General features: G+C 70.8%; 14 protein-coding genes. 9 read left to right on the top strand and 5 right to left on the bottom strand.

Annotated elements, in window-relative coordinates:
- Positions 1-4: 4 nt before the first annotated feature.
- Complete coding sequence (locus AB5G72_RS08655) at positions 5-1,573, top strand: hypothetical protein (RefSeq protein WP_440221427.1); 1,569 nt, start codon at positions 5-7, stop codon at positions 1,571-1,573.
- Positions 1,574-1,735: 162 nt separating this feature from the next.
- Here AB5G72_RS08655 and AB5G72_RS08650 read toward each other — a convergent pair whose 3' ends face one another.
- From AB5G72_RS08650 to mptB, 4 genes are read right to left on the bottom strand one after another with little or no spacing between them, the layout of a single operon-like run.
- The gene (locus tag AB5G72_RS08650; RefSeq protein ID WP_096905448.1) at positions 1,736-2,719 is read right to left on the bottom strand and encodes a COX15/CtaA family protein; all 984 of its coding nucleotides are present in this window, start codon (positions 2,717-2,719) and stop codon (positions 1,736-1,738) included.
- A 38-nt stretch (positions 2,720-2,757) separates the two neighbouring features.
- A complete protein-coding gene (locus AB5G72_RS08645) occupies positions 2,758-3,549 on the bottom strand; it encodes an ABC transporter permease (RefSeq protein ID WP_440221426.1) in 792 nt (263 codons plus the stop codon).
- Positions 3,546-4,481 carry an ABC transporter ATP-binding protein gene (locus AB5G72_RS08640; protein ID WP_440221425.1) on the bottom strand — a complete coding sequence of 312 codons (936 nt, stop codon included), beginning with the start codon at positions 4,479-4,481 and terminating at the stop codon, positions 3,546-3,548. Before AB5G72_RS08640 ends, AB5G72_RS08645 begins: the two co-directional genes overlap by 4 nt.
- Positions 4,482-4,506: 25 nt before the next feature.
- Positions 4,507-6,093: a polyprenol phosphomannose-dependent alpha 1,6 mannosyltransferase MptB gene (gene mptB, locus AB5G72_RS08635; protein ID WP_120283284.1), complete on the bottom strand. Its 1,587-nt coding sequence runs from the start codon at positions 6,091-6,093 to the stop codon at positions 4,507-4,509.
- A gap of 156 nt (positions 6,094-6,249) precedes the next feature.
- Between mptB and AB5G72_RS08630 the strand changes: the two genes are divergently transcribed.
- The 8 genes from AB5G72_RS08630 (at position 6,250) to AB5G72_RS08595 (ending at position 13,663) form a co-directional block, all read left to right on the top strand.
- A complete protein-coding gene (locus AB5G72_RS08630) occupies positions 6,250-6,987 on the top strand; it encodes a helix-turn-helix transcriptional regulator (protein WP_120283282.1) in 738 nt (245 codons plus the stop codon).
- Positions 6,984-8,435, top strand: a complete 1,452-nt coding sequence (gene sufB, locus AB5G72_RS08625) for a Fe-S cluster assembly protein SufB (protein ID WP_154827476.1) — start codon at positions 6,984-6,986, stop codon at positions 8,433-8,435. The genes AB5G72_RS08630 and sufB overlap by 4 nt, the downstream gene beginning before the upstream one ends.
- Positions 8,436-8,440: 5 nt before the next feature.
- The gene (gene sufD, locus AB5G72_RS08620) at positions 8,441-9,649 is read left to right on the top strand and encodes a Fe-S cluster assembly protein SufD (protein WP_440221424.1); all 1,209 of its coding nucleotides are present in this window, start codon (positions 8,441-8,443) and stop codon (positions 9,647-9,649) included.
- 55 nt (positions 9,650-9,704) lie between these two features.
- Entirely contained in the window at positions 9,705-10,475 is a 771-nt protein-coding gene (gene sufC, locus AB5G72_RS08615; RefSeq protein ID WP_067716304.1) for a Fe-S cluster assembly ATPase SufC, read from the top strand.
- Between the two features lie 18 nt (positions 10,476-10,493).
- Positions 10,494-11,753, top strand: a complete 1,260-nt coding sequence (locus AB5G72_RS08610; RefSeq protein ID WP_120283274.1) for a cysteine desulfurase — start codon at positions 10,494-10,496, stop codon at positions 11,751-11,753.
- Entirely contained in the window at positions 11,750-12,202 is a 453-nt protein-coding gene (gene sufU / locus AB5G72_RS08605) for a Fe-S cluster assembly sulfur transfer protein SufU (RefSeq protein WP_120283272.1), read from the top strand. Before AB5G72_RS08610 ends, sufU begins: the two co-directional genes overlap by 4 nt.
- Positions 12,203-12,219: 17 nt before the next feature.
- On the top strand, positions 12,220-12,678 hold the full coding sequence (locus AB5G72_RS08600) for a metal-sulfur cluster assembly factor (RefSeq protein ID WP_371517556.1): 459 nt from the start codon (positions 12,220-12,222) through the stop codon (positions 12,676-12,678).
- A gap of 136 nt (positions 12,679-12,814) precedes the next feature.
- The gene (locus tag AB5G72_RS08595; RefSeq protein WP_241742370.1) at positions 12,815-13,663 is read left to right on the top strand and encodes a hypothetical protein; all 849 of its coding nucleotides are present in this window, start codon (positions 12,815-12,817) and stop codon (positions 13,661-13,663) included.
- Here AB5G72_RS08595 and AB5G72_RS08590 read toward each other — a convergent pair.
- Complete coding sequence (locus tag AB5G72_RS08590) at positions 13,625-14,887, bottom strand: lycopene cyclase family protein (protein WP_440221423.1); 1,263 nt, start codon at positions 14,885-14,887, stop codon at positions 13,625-13,627. The genes AB5G72_RS08595 and AB5G72_RS08590 overlap by 39 nt on opposite strands.
- Positions 14,888-14,917: the final 30 nt, after the last annotated feature.

Genomic DNA, 14,917 nt, shown 5'->3' with positions numbered 1-14,917 from the left:
CCCCATGAGCCTGCAGATCCTTTCCCAGTACGCCGGGGGGCCGCGAGTCCGGGCGACCGGATGGCCCGAGATCACCACCAGTGGGTCCGGGGCGGCGGCCGCACCCGCCCGAGCCGATGCGGTCACCGAGGAGGCGCCGGCGCCGTCCGAGCCTGACACGCAGGCGCAGGCGCCGGCGGGGGCTCCCGAGGCGACCGAACCCGTGAAGAAGACGCCTGCCGCGACGCAGGAGGCGCCTGCCGAGGCGCGGCAGACCCCGGCCCCGGCGGCCGCCGGCGGCGCGGGCGGGGGGATCACCCTGGGTCGGCGCGCCCCGCGCGCCCCGGGCGGAGGAGCCTCCACGCTGCACGGTTCCCGGATCACCGAGGTCGACGGTGGCGCTCCCGCGGCGCACGCATCGACGGCGCCGGCCGCGGAGGTTCCCGCTTCGCCCGAGGCCCCGTCCGAGCCCGCTGCGGAGCCGGCGCCCTCCGCCCAGGCCGATGCCACCAAGCCGGGCACGGCCGCGAAGTCGTCGGACGAGCCGGTGGCCGCTCCGGCAGGGTCCGCCCCGACAGCGTCCGCCCCGGCGACCACGTCCGGCGGGGGACTGAAGCTCGGCGGTGGGTCCAAGGCCAAGGCTCCCGGCGGGGGGTCGGCGGGCAAGCTCGTCCTGGGTGGCGCGGCCGGTGCCGCGGCAGCCGCAGGTGCGGCTGCCGCCTCCGCTGGTGACAAGAAGGATGAGAAGGACGACGCCACGTCCACCGCCACGCCGGACGCAGCACCCGCAGCTCAAGCGGACCTCGCCACCCCGACCGAGGCGGGGTCCGAGCCCGGGGCCGACTCCACGTCCGACGCCGACTCCACCTCCGCCGCCGATGCGTCCGCCGTGTCGACGGAGAAGAAGTCCGGTGGCCTGACGCTCGGCGGCGGGAGCAAAGCCAAGGCGCCCGGTGGCGGTAAGTCGGGTGGCCTGACCCTCGGCGGCGGGAGCAAGGCCAAGGCGCCGGGCGGGGGCAAGAGCGGTGCCCTGACACTGGGCGGCGCCGCCGCCACCACGGACTCCGCCACCACGGACTCCGCGGCCGAGTCGAAGAGCGACGAGCCGACGGCGGGGAAGGCCGCTCCGGCGCCGTCCGCGACCGACCGCCCGGCGGATGCGCCGGCCGCGTCCCAGCCGGCGGCGGTGCCCTCGGCCGACGAGCCCGCGGCGCAGGAGTCGGAGAAGCCGGCCGCCGCGGAGGTCCAGCCCACCGAGAAGGCACCCGCCGAGAAGATCGAAGCGGCGCCGGTGCCGGCGGGACCCACCCCACCGGCCAAGACGGTGAAGTTCGTCGAGAAGTTCCTGTCCCGGCACGGCGGCGCGGCGGACGTCGTCCTCCAGCCTGTGGGCCGCTGCGGGGTCCGCGTCACCCTGGTCGGCGCCGACGGCGTGCTGGGGGACACGATGGTCGACAGTCTGTCGCAGGCCGAGGCGGTCCGCGACGGGATCTCCGGCCTCACCGGATCGGACTGGACGCGCGAGCTGGTCTCGCGTACCGATGTCCCCGCCGGACACTGGAAGCGCATGGCCGGATCGGGCTCCCTGGTCTGACCTCCCGCGCGACGACAGCGGCCCCGCCGATCGGCGGGGCCGCTGTTATTTCTTCGGTCGGCCGGGTGCGCGCCCCGAAGGGACCGGAGAGGACGCGCACCGGGCCGTCACCCGTACAGAGGCGACGCGTACCCCGGGACCTCACCGGGGTGGGCGACCCTGTCAGGCCGGCACGCGGTCCCGGATGACGCCCGCCGCCCACAGGGCGCCGGTGACGGCGGTGATCGCACCCGCCAGGGTCACGTGCGCCACGACCAGCAGCTCGGGCACCCCGAGTTGGTACTGGGTGATCCCGATGACCGCCTGCGCCGCGATGAGTCCGATGAGGATCGCGCTCCGACGGATCGCGGGGCCCTCCGTACGCAGCGCGACGAGCCCGGCCAGCAACCCGATGAGCAGGCAGACGTAACCCACCATGAGTTCGGCGTGGAAGTGGACGAGCCACTGGATGGGCAACTGGAGTCGATCCGCCGCGGTGATGCGCGCGTCGCCGGCATGGGGTCCGGCCCCTGTCACCATCGTCCCGGTGGTGAGGACCCCGGTGAGCAGGACGGCCGACAGCACGGTCAGCCACGTCATGGGCTTGGGCATGACCCGTCGGGGCGGCGCGGTGTCGGCCTCGCCGATGCGGACGAAGAGGACGGCGGCGAGCCAGGCGAGGATCATCGAGGGCAGCAGGTGCAGCGCGACGGTCCACCACGCGAGGCCGGCCAGGACGGTGATCCCGCCGATCACGGCCTGGGCGAGGATGCCCGCCGGCATGGCCCAGGCGAGTGCCTTGAGGCCGCGGCGGCGCCCGGCGCGGTACACGGCGAGGAGCAGCGCCACGGCGACCGCCGCGAGGACGAAGGTGAGCAGGCGGTTGCCGAACTCGACCGCCTGGTGCAGCGCCGGTGCGGCGCCGGGGACGGGCACGAAACTGGCCTCGTTGCACTGCGGCCAGGTCTCGCAACCCAGACCGGAGGCGGTCACGCGCACGGTGACGCCGGTGGTCATGATGCCGATCTGGGCGATGACGTTGGCCAGCGCGACGCCCTTCTGGACCCGGATCGACGGAACGGGCAGGCGGGACAACGGTCCGGTCGATCGCCCGGGGTCGCTCGCGGCCGGGGTTCCGGAGGTCGGGGCGTGCGATGTCGAGGTCACGGCCCCGATTCTAGGCCGCGGCGCGCCGGGGTCTGCTATCAGGTGAACGAGAAGTGACGCACGGCAAATCCGCCACACACGGCCGTCCAGAGGACCAGGGACAGCGCGGCCAGGGCGGGGACGCCGCCGGCGAGCGCCGTGCCCAGCGCGGAGGTCAGCGCGTAGGAGGGGACGACGACGAGGAGGTCGGCCACCGCGGAGGGGAGGTCGACCACCCCGATCGCGAGTCCGGCGCCCCCGATGAGGACGAACCAGATGAGGTTGGCCAGGGCCAGGACGATCTCCGCACGCAGGGTGCCCCCGAGTAGGAGCCCCATGGCGGAGAACGCCACCGATCCCAGGGCGATCACGAGCGCCCCCAGCGCCAGCCCCGGGAGTTCGGGCCGCCATCCCAGCAGCGCCGCGATGACGCCGAGGACGACCGCCTGGCCGGCCCCCAGCACGAGCGTCGCGAGGATCTTGCCGAGGATGATGACCGCCGGCGGCAGGGGGGTGCCCCCGAGACGTTTGAGGGCGCCGTACCGGCGGTCGAAGCCCACGGCGATCGCCTGGCCGGTGAAGGCCGTCCCCATGACGGAGATGGTCAGTACCGCGGTGATCGCGTGATCGACCCGCGGATCCGGCACCGCACCGAAATCGATCGCGGTGAGGCCGAAGAGGATGGCGACGGGGATGACCAGGGCCACGAGGAGCTGTTCACCGTTGCGCAGGAACAGGGCCAGCTCCATACGGGTCTGGGCGGCGGTCATCCGGGCCGGGGACGCCGGCGCCGACGGGCGGGCGAAGGTGCCGGGGGCGAAGCGATTGCCGCCGGTCTGGGTGTGGGTCATCGCAGTTCCCGTCCGGTCAGGTCGAGGAAGACCTCCTCGAGACTCCTGGTGCGGGTGGCCAGGGAGGTGAGTTGGACGCCGGCACGCTCGAGGGCTGCACACATGGCGGTCATGAGTTCGGGGGAGACCGGGCCGTGGACCTCGAGGACGCCGGCGGCGGTCCCCGCCGCGACCGTGTGCTCCCCACCGAGGACGCCGGCGAGCAGCGACGGGGACACCTCGCCGTCGACCACGAGGGTGACGCCCTCCGCGGTCCCGGCGCGTTCGAGTTCGGCGGGCGTCCCGGAGGCGACGCGCCGGCCGTGGTCGACGATCACGACCTCGTCGGCGAGCGAGGCCGCCTCGTCCATGAGGTGGGTGGTGAGCAACACCGCGGCGCCGTCGCGACGCAGCGCGTGAACTAGGTCCCACACGGCCCGGCGCGACTGGGCGTCGAGACCGGCGGTCGGCTCGTCGAGGAAGACCAAATTCGGCCGGCCGATGACCGCGATCGCCAGGGACAGACGTTGCTGTTGGCCGCCGGACAGGCGCCGGTACGGGGTCCGGACGTGCTCGGTGAGCCCGAGTTCGCCCAGCAACCAGTCCGGATCGAGGGGATCGGCGTAATAGGACGCCACCAGCCGGAGCATCTCGCCCACCCTGGCGGCGGGGTAGGAGCCGCCACCCTGGAGCATCATCCCGATGCGGCTGCGGACCCGCTGGCGATCGATGACCGGGTCCAGGCCCAGCACCCGCACGGTGCCCGCGTCGGGACGGGCGAATCCCTCGCAGATCTCGACCGTGGTGGTCTTGCCCGCCCCGTTGGGTCCCAGCAGGGCCATGACCTGCCCGCGCTCGAGTCGCAGGTCCAGGCCGGCGACGGCGGTGGTCGCCCCGAACCTCTTGACGAGCCCCTCGACGTGCAGCGCGGGCGTATCCGTCGGAGAGGTCACGGGATCCGAGTGTAGGCCGGTCCGGCTAGCGGAAGCGCAACAGCCCCGGCCACCGGAACAGTGCGACGAGCAGGACGGCGACCACCGCCACGGTCGCCGCCCAGGCCTGGACGGTCACGAACGGGGGCAGTCCCGCACCCGGCGGGAGGGTGAAGCAGGCCAGCACCGCGCTCACGGCGACCACCGGGAGACGGAATTCCACCCGCGAGGCCCACGCGGCCAACGGGACCAGCGCCCACAGGACGTACCAGGGCTGCACGACGGGGAAACACAGGACGATCGCGGCCATGGACACCCCCAGCCCACCGACCGGGTTGATCCGACCCGCCTGGACCGCGAACAGCATGCGGACGGTGAACGCGCCGGCCGCGACCAGGGCGGCGGTCTGCACCATGACGAGGATCTGTTCGGTGTGGTCCCCGAGCCCGAGATACTGCCCGATCCCGCCGACGATCACACCGAGCGCGGTGGGCGGGGAGAGCCAGCTGCGCAGCGAGGTGGCCGCCCCGAGTTTGGTGATCCAGCCGAGGCCGGACGAGGTGACGATCATCGCCACCCCGGTGGTCACACCGCTCACCGCCGCCATGACCGACGCCGCGCGCAGGGTGGCGGACCAGCTCGCACCCCACCGGCGCGCCAGCGCCATGCCGATGAACCCCAACGCCACCACCGTGGGGAGTTTGACCAGGGCCGATCCGGTGACCAGGACGGTCCCCAGGATGAACAGCGAGGTGGTGCGCCACCCGGATCCGGGGGCGTCCACTGCGCGCAGCGCCAGCACCAGCCCGACCGCCAGCAGGCCCATCATCAGCGCCTCGGAGTGGATGCCGGAGACGAGGTGGAACAGGACCAGGGGGTTGGCCACGGCCAGCCAGAGGGCGGCGACGTCGGACACGCCGCAGTACTCGGCGAGCCGTGGGACGGCCCAGCCCAGCATGAGGATCCCGATCACGGCCACGACCCGGTGCAGGATGGTCCCGGCCACCACGTCGTCGCCGGTGAGCCCGTGGATGACCTTCTGCACCCCCAGGAACAACGGTCCGTACTGGTTGGGCGTATCACGCCAGATGTCCGGGACGTTGATGGTGAGCGCGTGGGAGGTCCCCAGTGCCGGGACCGGACCGAGTTCGTAGGGATCGTCGAGCTCGTTGCCGATCGCCCCCTGGGCCAGGTAGCTGTAGACGTCCCGGCTGAACATCGGCGGCGCCAGCGCGAGGGGGAGCGCCCATGACGCGATCACCCGGTCGAGCGTCGCGCGGTCGATCCGACCACTGATCCGACCCCGCCGATCCCGCCCGAGCACGTACGGGGCGAGCAGCAGCCAACACAGGGTCACCGTGACCATCCCCGCCATGACGACCGTCATCGAGGACTGCTGCAGGCGCAGCCACAGGCCGAACAGTCGCTCGCCGGCGATCGGGTTCTGCAGGACGGGCAACGCGCCGGCCCCGAGCGCCCCGATCGCCATCGCCACGGCGGCGGTGGTGCCGATCAGACGGATGCGGCGCAGGCGGGCCATCTCCGCGGACAACGGGGACCCGGTGGACAGCTCCTGCGCGTGGAGGCGGGAGGTGACCGACCCGGCACCACGCCTGGGGTAATCGCGTGCCACAGTCCCGACCCTTCCTCCACCGGCGCTGTCGTCGCACACCTCACCCCGGCAGCGCGTCCGGGGGTGGGGGGAATATTTCCGAAACAGAAGTGTTGCGTAATATCAGGAGGTGCGTCCCGACCGGGCGCACCGAGCATAACCGGAAGGGAGTGGAGTATGAGCGTGCAGCACGTGTTCGAGAGCAGCACGCGGCCCGACACCCGCTCGTCGATCCGGGAACTCCTGTTGGAGCGCGGAGCACTCACCGCCGTCGAGATCGGACACGAACTGGGGCTCACCGCCGCCGGTGTCCGGCGACACCTGGACCATCTGGTCGAGGCCGGCGAGGTGGAGGCCGTCCGTTCTCGGCCGGCGGGAACCCGCGGTCGCCCGGCCAAGGCGTTCCAGATGACGGTCTCCGGCCGCAGCACCGCCCGCCACGGGTACGACCACCTGGCGGTCGAGGCCCTGACCGCCCTGCGTCGTATCGGTGGCACGGCCGCGGTCACGGAGTTCGCCCGCGAGCGGGTGCGCTCGGTGATCGGTCACGTCCGTCCGGCCGAGGGCCCGCACGACGTCGAGCGCGCCGCCACGGACATCGCCACCGCGCTGTCCGGTGCCGGCTACGCGTCCTCCGTAGAGGAGGCGGGCACCGGCCTGCAGATCTGCCAGCACCACTGCCCGGTGTGGAACGTCGCCTCCCGGTTCCCCGAACTGTGCGCTGCCGAGCAGGAGGTGGTGTCCGAGATAGTGGGCACCCACGTCCAGCGGCTCGCCACCATCGCGGGCGGAAACTGCGCCTGCACCACCAACATCCCGACCGGGACCGTGACCGTGAGTGACCTCGCGGCCACGATCCCTGCACCGGCCGACGCGTCCGCGTCGGCACCGACCGCCGAAAGGACAGTGCGATGACCATCACCCCCGATCAGGTGACGGCCGACGTCACGGAGCCGACCACCGATGAGGAACGAATCGCCTCCATCGGCCAGTACAACTACGGCTGGCACGACTCGGACGACGCCGGTGCCACCGCGCAGCGCGGCCTGTCCGAGGCGGTCGTGCGTGACATCTCCGCCAAGAAGAGCGAATCCGACTGGATGCTCGAGAAGCGGCTCAAGGCCCTGAAGATCTTCGACAAGAAGCCGATGCCCACCTGGGGTTCGGATCTGTCCGGTATCGACTTCGACAACATCAAGTACTTCGTCCGTTCCACGGAGAAGCAGGCCACCAGCTGGGAGGACCTGCCCGAGGACATCAAGAACACCTACGACAAGCTCGGCATCCCCGAGGCGGAGAAGCAGCGGCTCGTGGCCGGCGTCGCCGCGCAGTACGAGTCCGAGGTGGTCTACCACCAGATCCGTGAGGACCTGGAGAGCCAGGGTGTCATCTTCATGGACACCGACACGGCGCTCAAGGAGCATCCCGAGTACTTCGAGGAGTACTTCGGCTCGGTCATCCCCTCCGGGGACAACAAGTTCTCCGCCCTCAACACGGCCGTCTGGTCCGGTGGCTCGTTCATCTACGTCCCGCCGGGCGTGCAGGTGGACATCCCGCTGCAGGCGTACTTCCGGATCAACACCGAGAACATGGGCCAGTTCGAGCGGACGCTGATCATCGTGGACGAGGGCGCCTACGTCCACTACGTCGAGGGCTGCACCGCGCCGATCTACAAGTCGGACTCCCTGCACTCCGCGGTCGTCGAGATCGTCGTCAAGAAGGGCGGCCGGTGCCGCTACACGACCATCCAGAACTGGTCGAACAACGTCTACAACCTCGTCACCAAGCGTGCCCGTGCCGAAGAGGGCGCCACCATGGAGTGGATCGACGGCAACATCGGCTCCAAGGTGACGATGAAGTACCCGGCGGTCTGGCTGACCGGTGAGCACGCCAAGGGCGAGGTCCTCTCCGTGGCGTTCGCCGGTGAGGGCCAGCACCAGGACACCGGTTCCAAGATGCTGCACCTGGCGCCTAACACGTCCTCGAACATCGTCTCCAAGTCGGTGGCTCGGGGCGGCGGGCGGTCCGCGTACCGCGGTCTGGTCCAGATCAACGCCGGCGCGAAGGGCTCGAAGTCCAACGTCGAGTGCGACGCGTTGCTGGTCGACAACATCAGCCGGTCCGACACCTACCCCTACATCGACATCCGGGAGGATGACGTCACGCTGGGGCACGAGGCCACGGTCTCCAAGGTGAGCCAGGACCAGCTGTTCTACCTCATGAGCCGCGGCCTGGCCGAGGACGAGGCGATGGCCATGATCGTGCGTGGTTTCGTCGAGCCGATCGCCAAGGAACTCCCGATGGAGTACGCGCTCGAGCTCAACCGCCTGATCGAACTGCAGATGGAAGGATCGGTGGGCTGACCACCATGACCGACACCACCGCACCCGAGACCGGGTCCACCCCGGCACCCCTGACGGACCGCTACGGCGTCCCCGTCGACGCCACCAAGGGCGACCAGTTCTCGTCGTTCGACGTGGGCGCCTTCGAGGTACCCAGCCACAAGGACGAGATCTGGCGGTTCACCCCGCTGCGTCGTCTGCGCGGTATCCACGACGGCTCCAACATCACCGCGACCGGTCGCCTGCTGGCGTCCGTCGCCGAGCACGACGGTCTGACCGTCGAGACGGTCGCCATGGACGACAAGCGCGTCGGCGAGGCCGGGGCACCCCGCGACCGCGTCGCCGCACAGGCGTTCAGCTCCGCCTCCGAGGCCACCGTCATCACGGTCGCCAAGGAGACCGTGATCGACGAGCCCGTCTACGTGACCGTCGACGGCCCGGGCGAGGGCGAACTGGCCTACGGCCACACCCAGGTCCGCCTCGAGGCGTTCGCCAACGCCACGTTCGTCGTGGACCAGCGTGGCGGCGGAACGATCGCCGAGAACGTCGAGTTCATCGTCGGCGACTCCGCCCACCTCGAGATCGTGCTCATCCAGGACTGGGACGACGACGCCCTGCACCTCGCGGGTCACCACCTACAGGTCGGCCGCGACGCGACACTGACCTACACGACGGTGACGTTCGGTGGCGAGCTCGTGCGCGTCTCCCCGTTCGCACGGTTCACCGCCCCCGGCGGCACGGTCACCCTCAACGGCCTGTACTACGCCGACGACGGGCAGCACCTCGAGCACCGTCTTCTCGTGGACCACTCGGAGCCCAACTGCACCTCGCGGATCCTCTACAAGGGTGCGCTGCAGGGCGACGCCAAGTCGAGCCTGCCGGACGCACACACCGTGTGGATCGGTGACGTGCTGATCCGCGCCCGGGCCGTGAGCACCGACACGTATGAGATGAACCGCAACCTTGTACTCACCGACGGTGCCCGCGCCGACTCGGTCCCGAACCTGGAGATCGAGACCGGCGAGATCGCCGGTGCGGGCCACGCCAGCGCCGTGGGACGGTTCGACGAGGAGCAGTTGTTCTACCTCATGTCCCGGGGCATTCCCGAGGACGTCGCACGACGACTCGTGATCCGCGGGTTCTTCGGCGAGGTGATCAACCGCATCGGCGTTCCGGAGGTGCGCGAGCGGATCACCGAGGCCGTCGAGTTGGAGCTGGAGTCCTCCGGCATCTGACGAGCCCCGCCAGTACATCCCCCACGACTTCTCACACAGATTGCGAGCACTACCCATGACCACTCTCGAGATCAAGGGCCTCACGGCCCGCGTCGCCGCGACCGAGGACTCTCCCGAGACCGTCGAGATCCTCAAGGGGGTCGACCTGACCATCGAGTCGGGCCAGACCCACGCCATCATGGGGCCGAACGGCTCCGGCAAGTCCACCCTCGCCTACGTCATCGCCGGCCACCCCAAGTACGAGGTCACCGGCGGCACCGTGACGCTCGACGGCGAGGACGTCCTGTCGATGGAGGTCGACGAGCGGGCCCGCGCCGGCCTGTTCCTGGCCATGCAGTACCCGACCGAGATCCCCGGGGTCTCCACCGCGAACTTCCTGCGCTCCGCGGCCACCGCCGTCCGCGGTGAGGCCCCCAAGCTCCGCCACTGGGTGAAGGAGGTCAAGGAGGCCATGTCCGACCTCGACTTCGACCCGGCGTTCTCCGAGCGCAGCGTCAACGAGGGATTCTCCGGCGGCGAGAAGAAGCGTCACGAGATCCTGCAGCTGGACCTGCTCAAGCCGAAGATCGCCGTGCTCGACGAGACCGACTCCGGCCTCGACGTGGACGCGCTTCGCGTGGTCTCCGAGGGTGTCAACCGCTACAAGGCGGAGGAGAACGGCGGCATCCTGCTCATCACGCACTACACCCGCATCCTGAAGTACATCACCCCCGACAAGGTCCACGTGTTCGTCGACGGCCGCGTCGCCGCCTCCGGTGGCGCAGAACTGGCCGACGAGCTCGAGGCGAACGGGTACGAGAAGTACCTGACGCCGGCGAACGCCTGACCGGACAGCTGGGAGAACATGACCTCGACCCTCGATCTCACCGCCGTGCGCTCGGATTTCCCGATCCTGCAGCGCACGGTCCGTGACGGAAAGCCCCTGGTCTACCTCGACTCCGGGGCGACCTCGCAGCGCCCGATGCAGGTGTTGGACGCGGAGCGGGACTTCCTGCTGCACTCCAACGCGGCGGTCCACCGCGGTGCGCACCAACTCGCCGAGGAGGCGACGGACGCCTACGAGGGCGCCCGTGCCGACATCGCGCGGTTCGTGGGTGCCGACGTCGACGAGCTGGTCTTCACCAAGAACGCCACCGAGGCGCTCAACCTCGTGGCCTTCGCCCTTGGTGACCAGCGCTTCGGCGAGTACGCGGTGGGCCCCGGGGACGAGGTCGTCATCAGCGAGCTCGAGCACCACGCGAACCTCGTGCCGTGGCAGGAGCTATGCCGACGCACCGGCGCCACGCTGCGTTGGTACGGCATGACCGACGACGGTCGGATCGACCTCGACTCGCTCGAGCTCACCGACGCCGTCAAGGTCGTCGCACTGACCCACCAGTCCAACGTCACCGGCGCGGTGACGGACGTCGCCCGCGTGGTGGAGTCCGCCCGGGCCGTCGGCGCGCTCGTCGTGCTGGACGCCTGCCAGTCGGTGCCGCACATGGCGGTGGACTTCCACGCCCTCGGCGTCGACTTCGCGGCGTTCTCCGGCCATAAGATGCTCGGGCCCACCGGCATCGGCGTCCTCTACGGCCGGCGCGAGTTGCTGCGGGCCATGCCCCCGGTCCTCACCGGCGGGTCGATGATCTCCACCGTCACCATGGAGGAGACGACCTACGCCGACCCGCCCCAGCGATTCGAGGCCGGGGTGCCCATGGTGTCCCAGGCGGTCGGGCTCGCCGCGGCGGTGCGCTACCTCGAGCGGGTCGGGATGGAGACCATCGCCCGCCACGAGGAGTCCCTCACCGTGGCCGCGCTCGACGCCCTCGGCCAGATCCCGGGGATCCGGATCGTCGGCCCGACGGACATGGTCTCGCGCGGCGGCGCCGTCTCCTTCGTCGTGGACGGCATCCACGCCCACGACGTGAGCCAGGTGCTCGACGACGACGGTGTGGCCGTCAGAGTGGGGCACCACTGCGCGTGGCCGCTGCACCGGCGTCTCGGCGTGCAGTCCACCGTGCGGGCCTCGTTCGCGCTGTACAACACCCTCGACGAGGTCGAGGCTCTCGCGAGGTCCCTGCGCCGGGCCCAGCAGTTCTTCGGAGTGGAAGGGGCACTCACGTGAAACTCGAGCAGATGTACCAGGAGGTCATCCTCGACCACTACCGCCGTCCGCAGCACAGCGGACTGCGCGAGCCCTTCGGCGCCGAGGTGCACCACGTCAATCCCACTTGTGGCGACGAGCTGACACTGCGGTTGCGGTTGTCCGACGATCTCGCCACCGTGGAGGACGTGTCCTACGACGCGCAGGGATGTTCCATCAGCCAGGCCTCGACCTCGATGATGGCCGAGTTGCTGGTCGGCCGTCCCGTGGCGGAGTCGCTGGAGGTGGTCGACGCCTTCCAGGCGATGATCTCCTCCCGCGGACAGGACGAGGGCGACGAGGAGATCCTCGACGATGCCGTGGCGCTGGCCGGGGTGTCGAGGTACCCCGCGCGCGTCAAGTGCGCACTGCTGGGCTGGATGGCGTTCAAGGACGCCCTCGGCCGACAGACCGAACACCATCAGGAGTGAGTGACATGACCGAGCAGATGACCCCTGCCAACGATCCGTCGGTCGACGAGTCCGCGTCGACCGAGGAGAACGCCACCCCGGCCGGAACCGTCTACAACGGCGAGTTCCGCCCCGACCCCAACCGGCCGGAGCAGTCCGAGGAGGACCTGGCCCTCGTCGCGGACCTCGAGGAGGCCATGCGCGACGTGGTCGACCCCGAGCTCGGGATCAACGTGGTCGACCTCGGGCTGGTCTACGACATCTGGGTTCGCCCGGGTGAGACCGAGGGCTCGACGATCGCCCGGGTCGACATGACGTTGACCTCCGCGGCCTGCCCCCTGACGGACGTCATCGAGGATCAGGCCCGCAGCGCGACGATCGGCGCCGATCTCGTCAACGACCTCGAGCTCAACTGGGTCTGGATGCCGCCGTGGGGACCGCAGATGATCACCGACGACGGCCGCGAGCAGCTCCGCGCCATCGGCTTCACGGTGTAGCCGCGCCCCGGTCACGCGACAGAGCGCCCGCCCCCTCGAGAGGGGGCGGGCGCTCTTCGTGTCCGGGTCGTTCTTCCGGCCGGGGGCCAGACGACCTGATTGGCTGTTCCGTTCGCCGGCCGTTTACGCTGAATACATGTCTCGCCCCGCTGACCGACCGTCAGACCGTCCGGTCGGCGGACCCTCCGGTGGCCCGATCGACACCCCGTCGGATGAGGACCGCGGCGCGGCGGACGCCGCGGCCGGTTCTCAGGACCGGGCCCGGGCCCGGACGATGAGTCTCACCAAGGCGACCGCGTGGGTGGTGCTGCCCCCGTCGATCCTGCTCGCGCCGCTGTCCGGTTTCCTGCTCCTCATGGTCCACCGCACGGGCAGCGACCAGCCCTGGCACACCTGGAACCTCCTGTGGACGGCCTTCGACATCGGCGCCGAGGGCAACATCGCGGTGTGGTTCGCCTCGACGATCTGGCTCCTCGTCGGTATCTTCGCCGCCCTCGCCGCTCTCACCGCCGACAGGTTCCGGAAGTCGTGGTGGCTCTTCGCCGCGGTCGGCGTCACCGCCTCGGTGGACGAGGCCTCCGCCCTGCACGAGCGATTGTTCGTGGTGGGGGACAGGATGGCCCCGTACCTGCCGTTCGACACCTTCTACAACTGGGTGATCCCCGGCGCGATCATCGCGCTGGTCGTCGGAGCGCTGCTGATCCGCCTCGTGTTGGCGCTGAAGCGTCGGGTGGTTCTCGCACTGATCCTCTCGGCCGTGGTCTTCCTGACCGGCGCGATCGTCATCGAGAGCCTGACCGGTCTCGTCCACCGCGCGGACGCCGGCATGTCGACGCCCTATCTCGTCCTGATGTACATCGAGGAGACCTTCGAACTCGTGGCCGTGGCCGTCGCGGCCGTGGCGCTGTCGACCATGTTCCACCTCTCGCGGCGTCCGGGCGGCCTGTCACTCACCTTCGACGGGTACCGTCCGCGTTCCGGCTGAGGTGATCGGTACACCCCCGCCCGACGTACGAGCCGACGGGCGCAGCACCGCCGCGACCATCCCGGACTTGTTCCGGGCGGGCATGGAGAACCACATGCCCCACATGGCGGCGGCCACCTGGTAGGAGGGGCTGGCGGCGTCGAGGAACCAGCGCTGACGGCGACCGTCGAGTCGACCGAAGGCGTTGAACAGCGCCCGCAGGGTCCCGTCATCGGCCCGCAGGAGGACACGCAGTCCGACACCGTGGAGGGCCGTGCTCAGCGGCGACCGCGGTGCCGGCAACGGGTATCCCGCCTCGATCGCGTGCACCGCCGCCGGCACCGCCGCCAACATCGCCGCCACCGAGTACCCCGTCGCCGCGTGCCCGTGGCCACCGGCGGTCCCGAACGCCTCGACCCGCGGGTCCTCCGGCAGCCCGGGGCGGGGCAGGAGCGGGATCCGTACGCGCTCGACGGACAGCGGTGACGCGATCGCCGCGGGGGACACCCCCCGGCCCGCCAGTCTCGAGCGGAGCCGGCTCGCCAGGACGGCGGGATCCGGAGCGGGCAGGCCCGCCAGACACGTCTCCTCCAGCAGTACCCGGTCCGGTCCCACGGGGATCGCGTACAGGAAGCTGGGCCCGACCTCGTCGTCGTCGCTGCTGTCGTCGATGTTGTCGTCGCTGTTGTCATCGTGGTCGTTCCGGCCGCGGAGATAGTCGGTCCGCCAGTCCATGAACAGCGCGTTCTCCCCGCCCAGCGCCGGCGCCGCGTCGGCAGCGTCCACGACGATCCCGTAGGCGGTCTGGAGGGGCCCCCGGTTGAGCCGGCCGCCGGCGCCGCGGCAGTCCACCACGCGGTACGCGCGGGCGGTGAGGGCCCGGACCCCGGTGTCGTCGACCTCCGCGCGTTCGACGGTGACGCCGGGGCCGAGTGGCAGCGCGCGGCGCAGGGCCTCGTTGTCCAACACGGCGTACTCACGGTGCACCACGGCCCTGTCGGGCGCGTACAAGGCGGCATCCGGCACGGTGTGGGCGAGCACGTCCACCCCGCACGCCCCGGGCCGGAGCCACGGAGGGATCTGATCGGCCCACACCGAGAGGGTCTGTCGCCACGGCGCATCCGGGCGCGGGTCCAGCGCCAACACGGTGAGACCGGCTGCGGCACAGCGGGAGGCGAGCGCGCGGCCGGCGGGACCGAGCCCGACGACAGCGACGTCGTACAGACCGCCACCCGTAGCATTCATCAGGATCGACACTACCGCCCGCACGAGAGG

The organism is Dietzia sp. MNB45 (assembly GCF_051994785.1).
Classification (GTDB): domain Bacteria; phylum Actinomycetota; class Actinomycetes; order Mycobacteriales; family Mycobacteriaceae; genus Dietzia; species Dietzia kunjamensis.
Note: the sequence above shows the minus strand (reverse complement) of the source record. Positions and strands in the feature narration are given on the sequence as shown.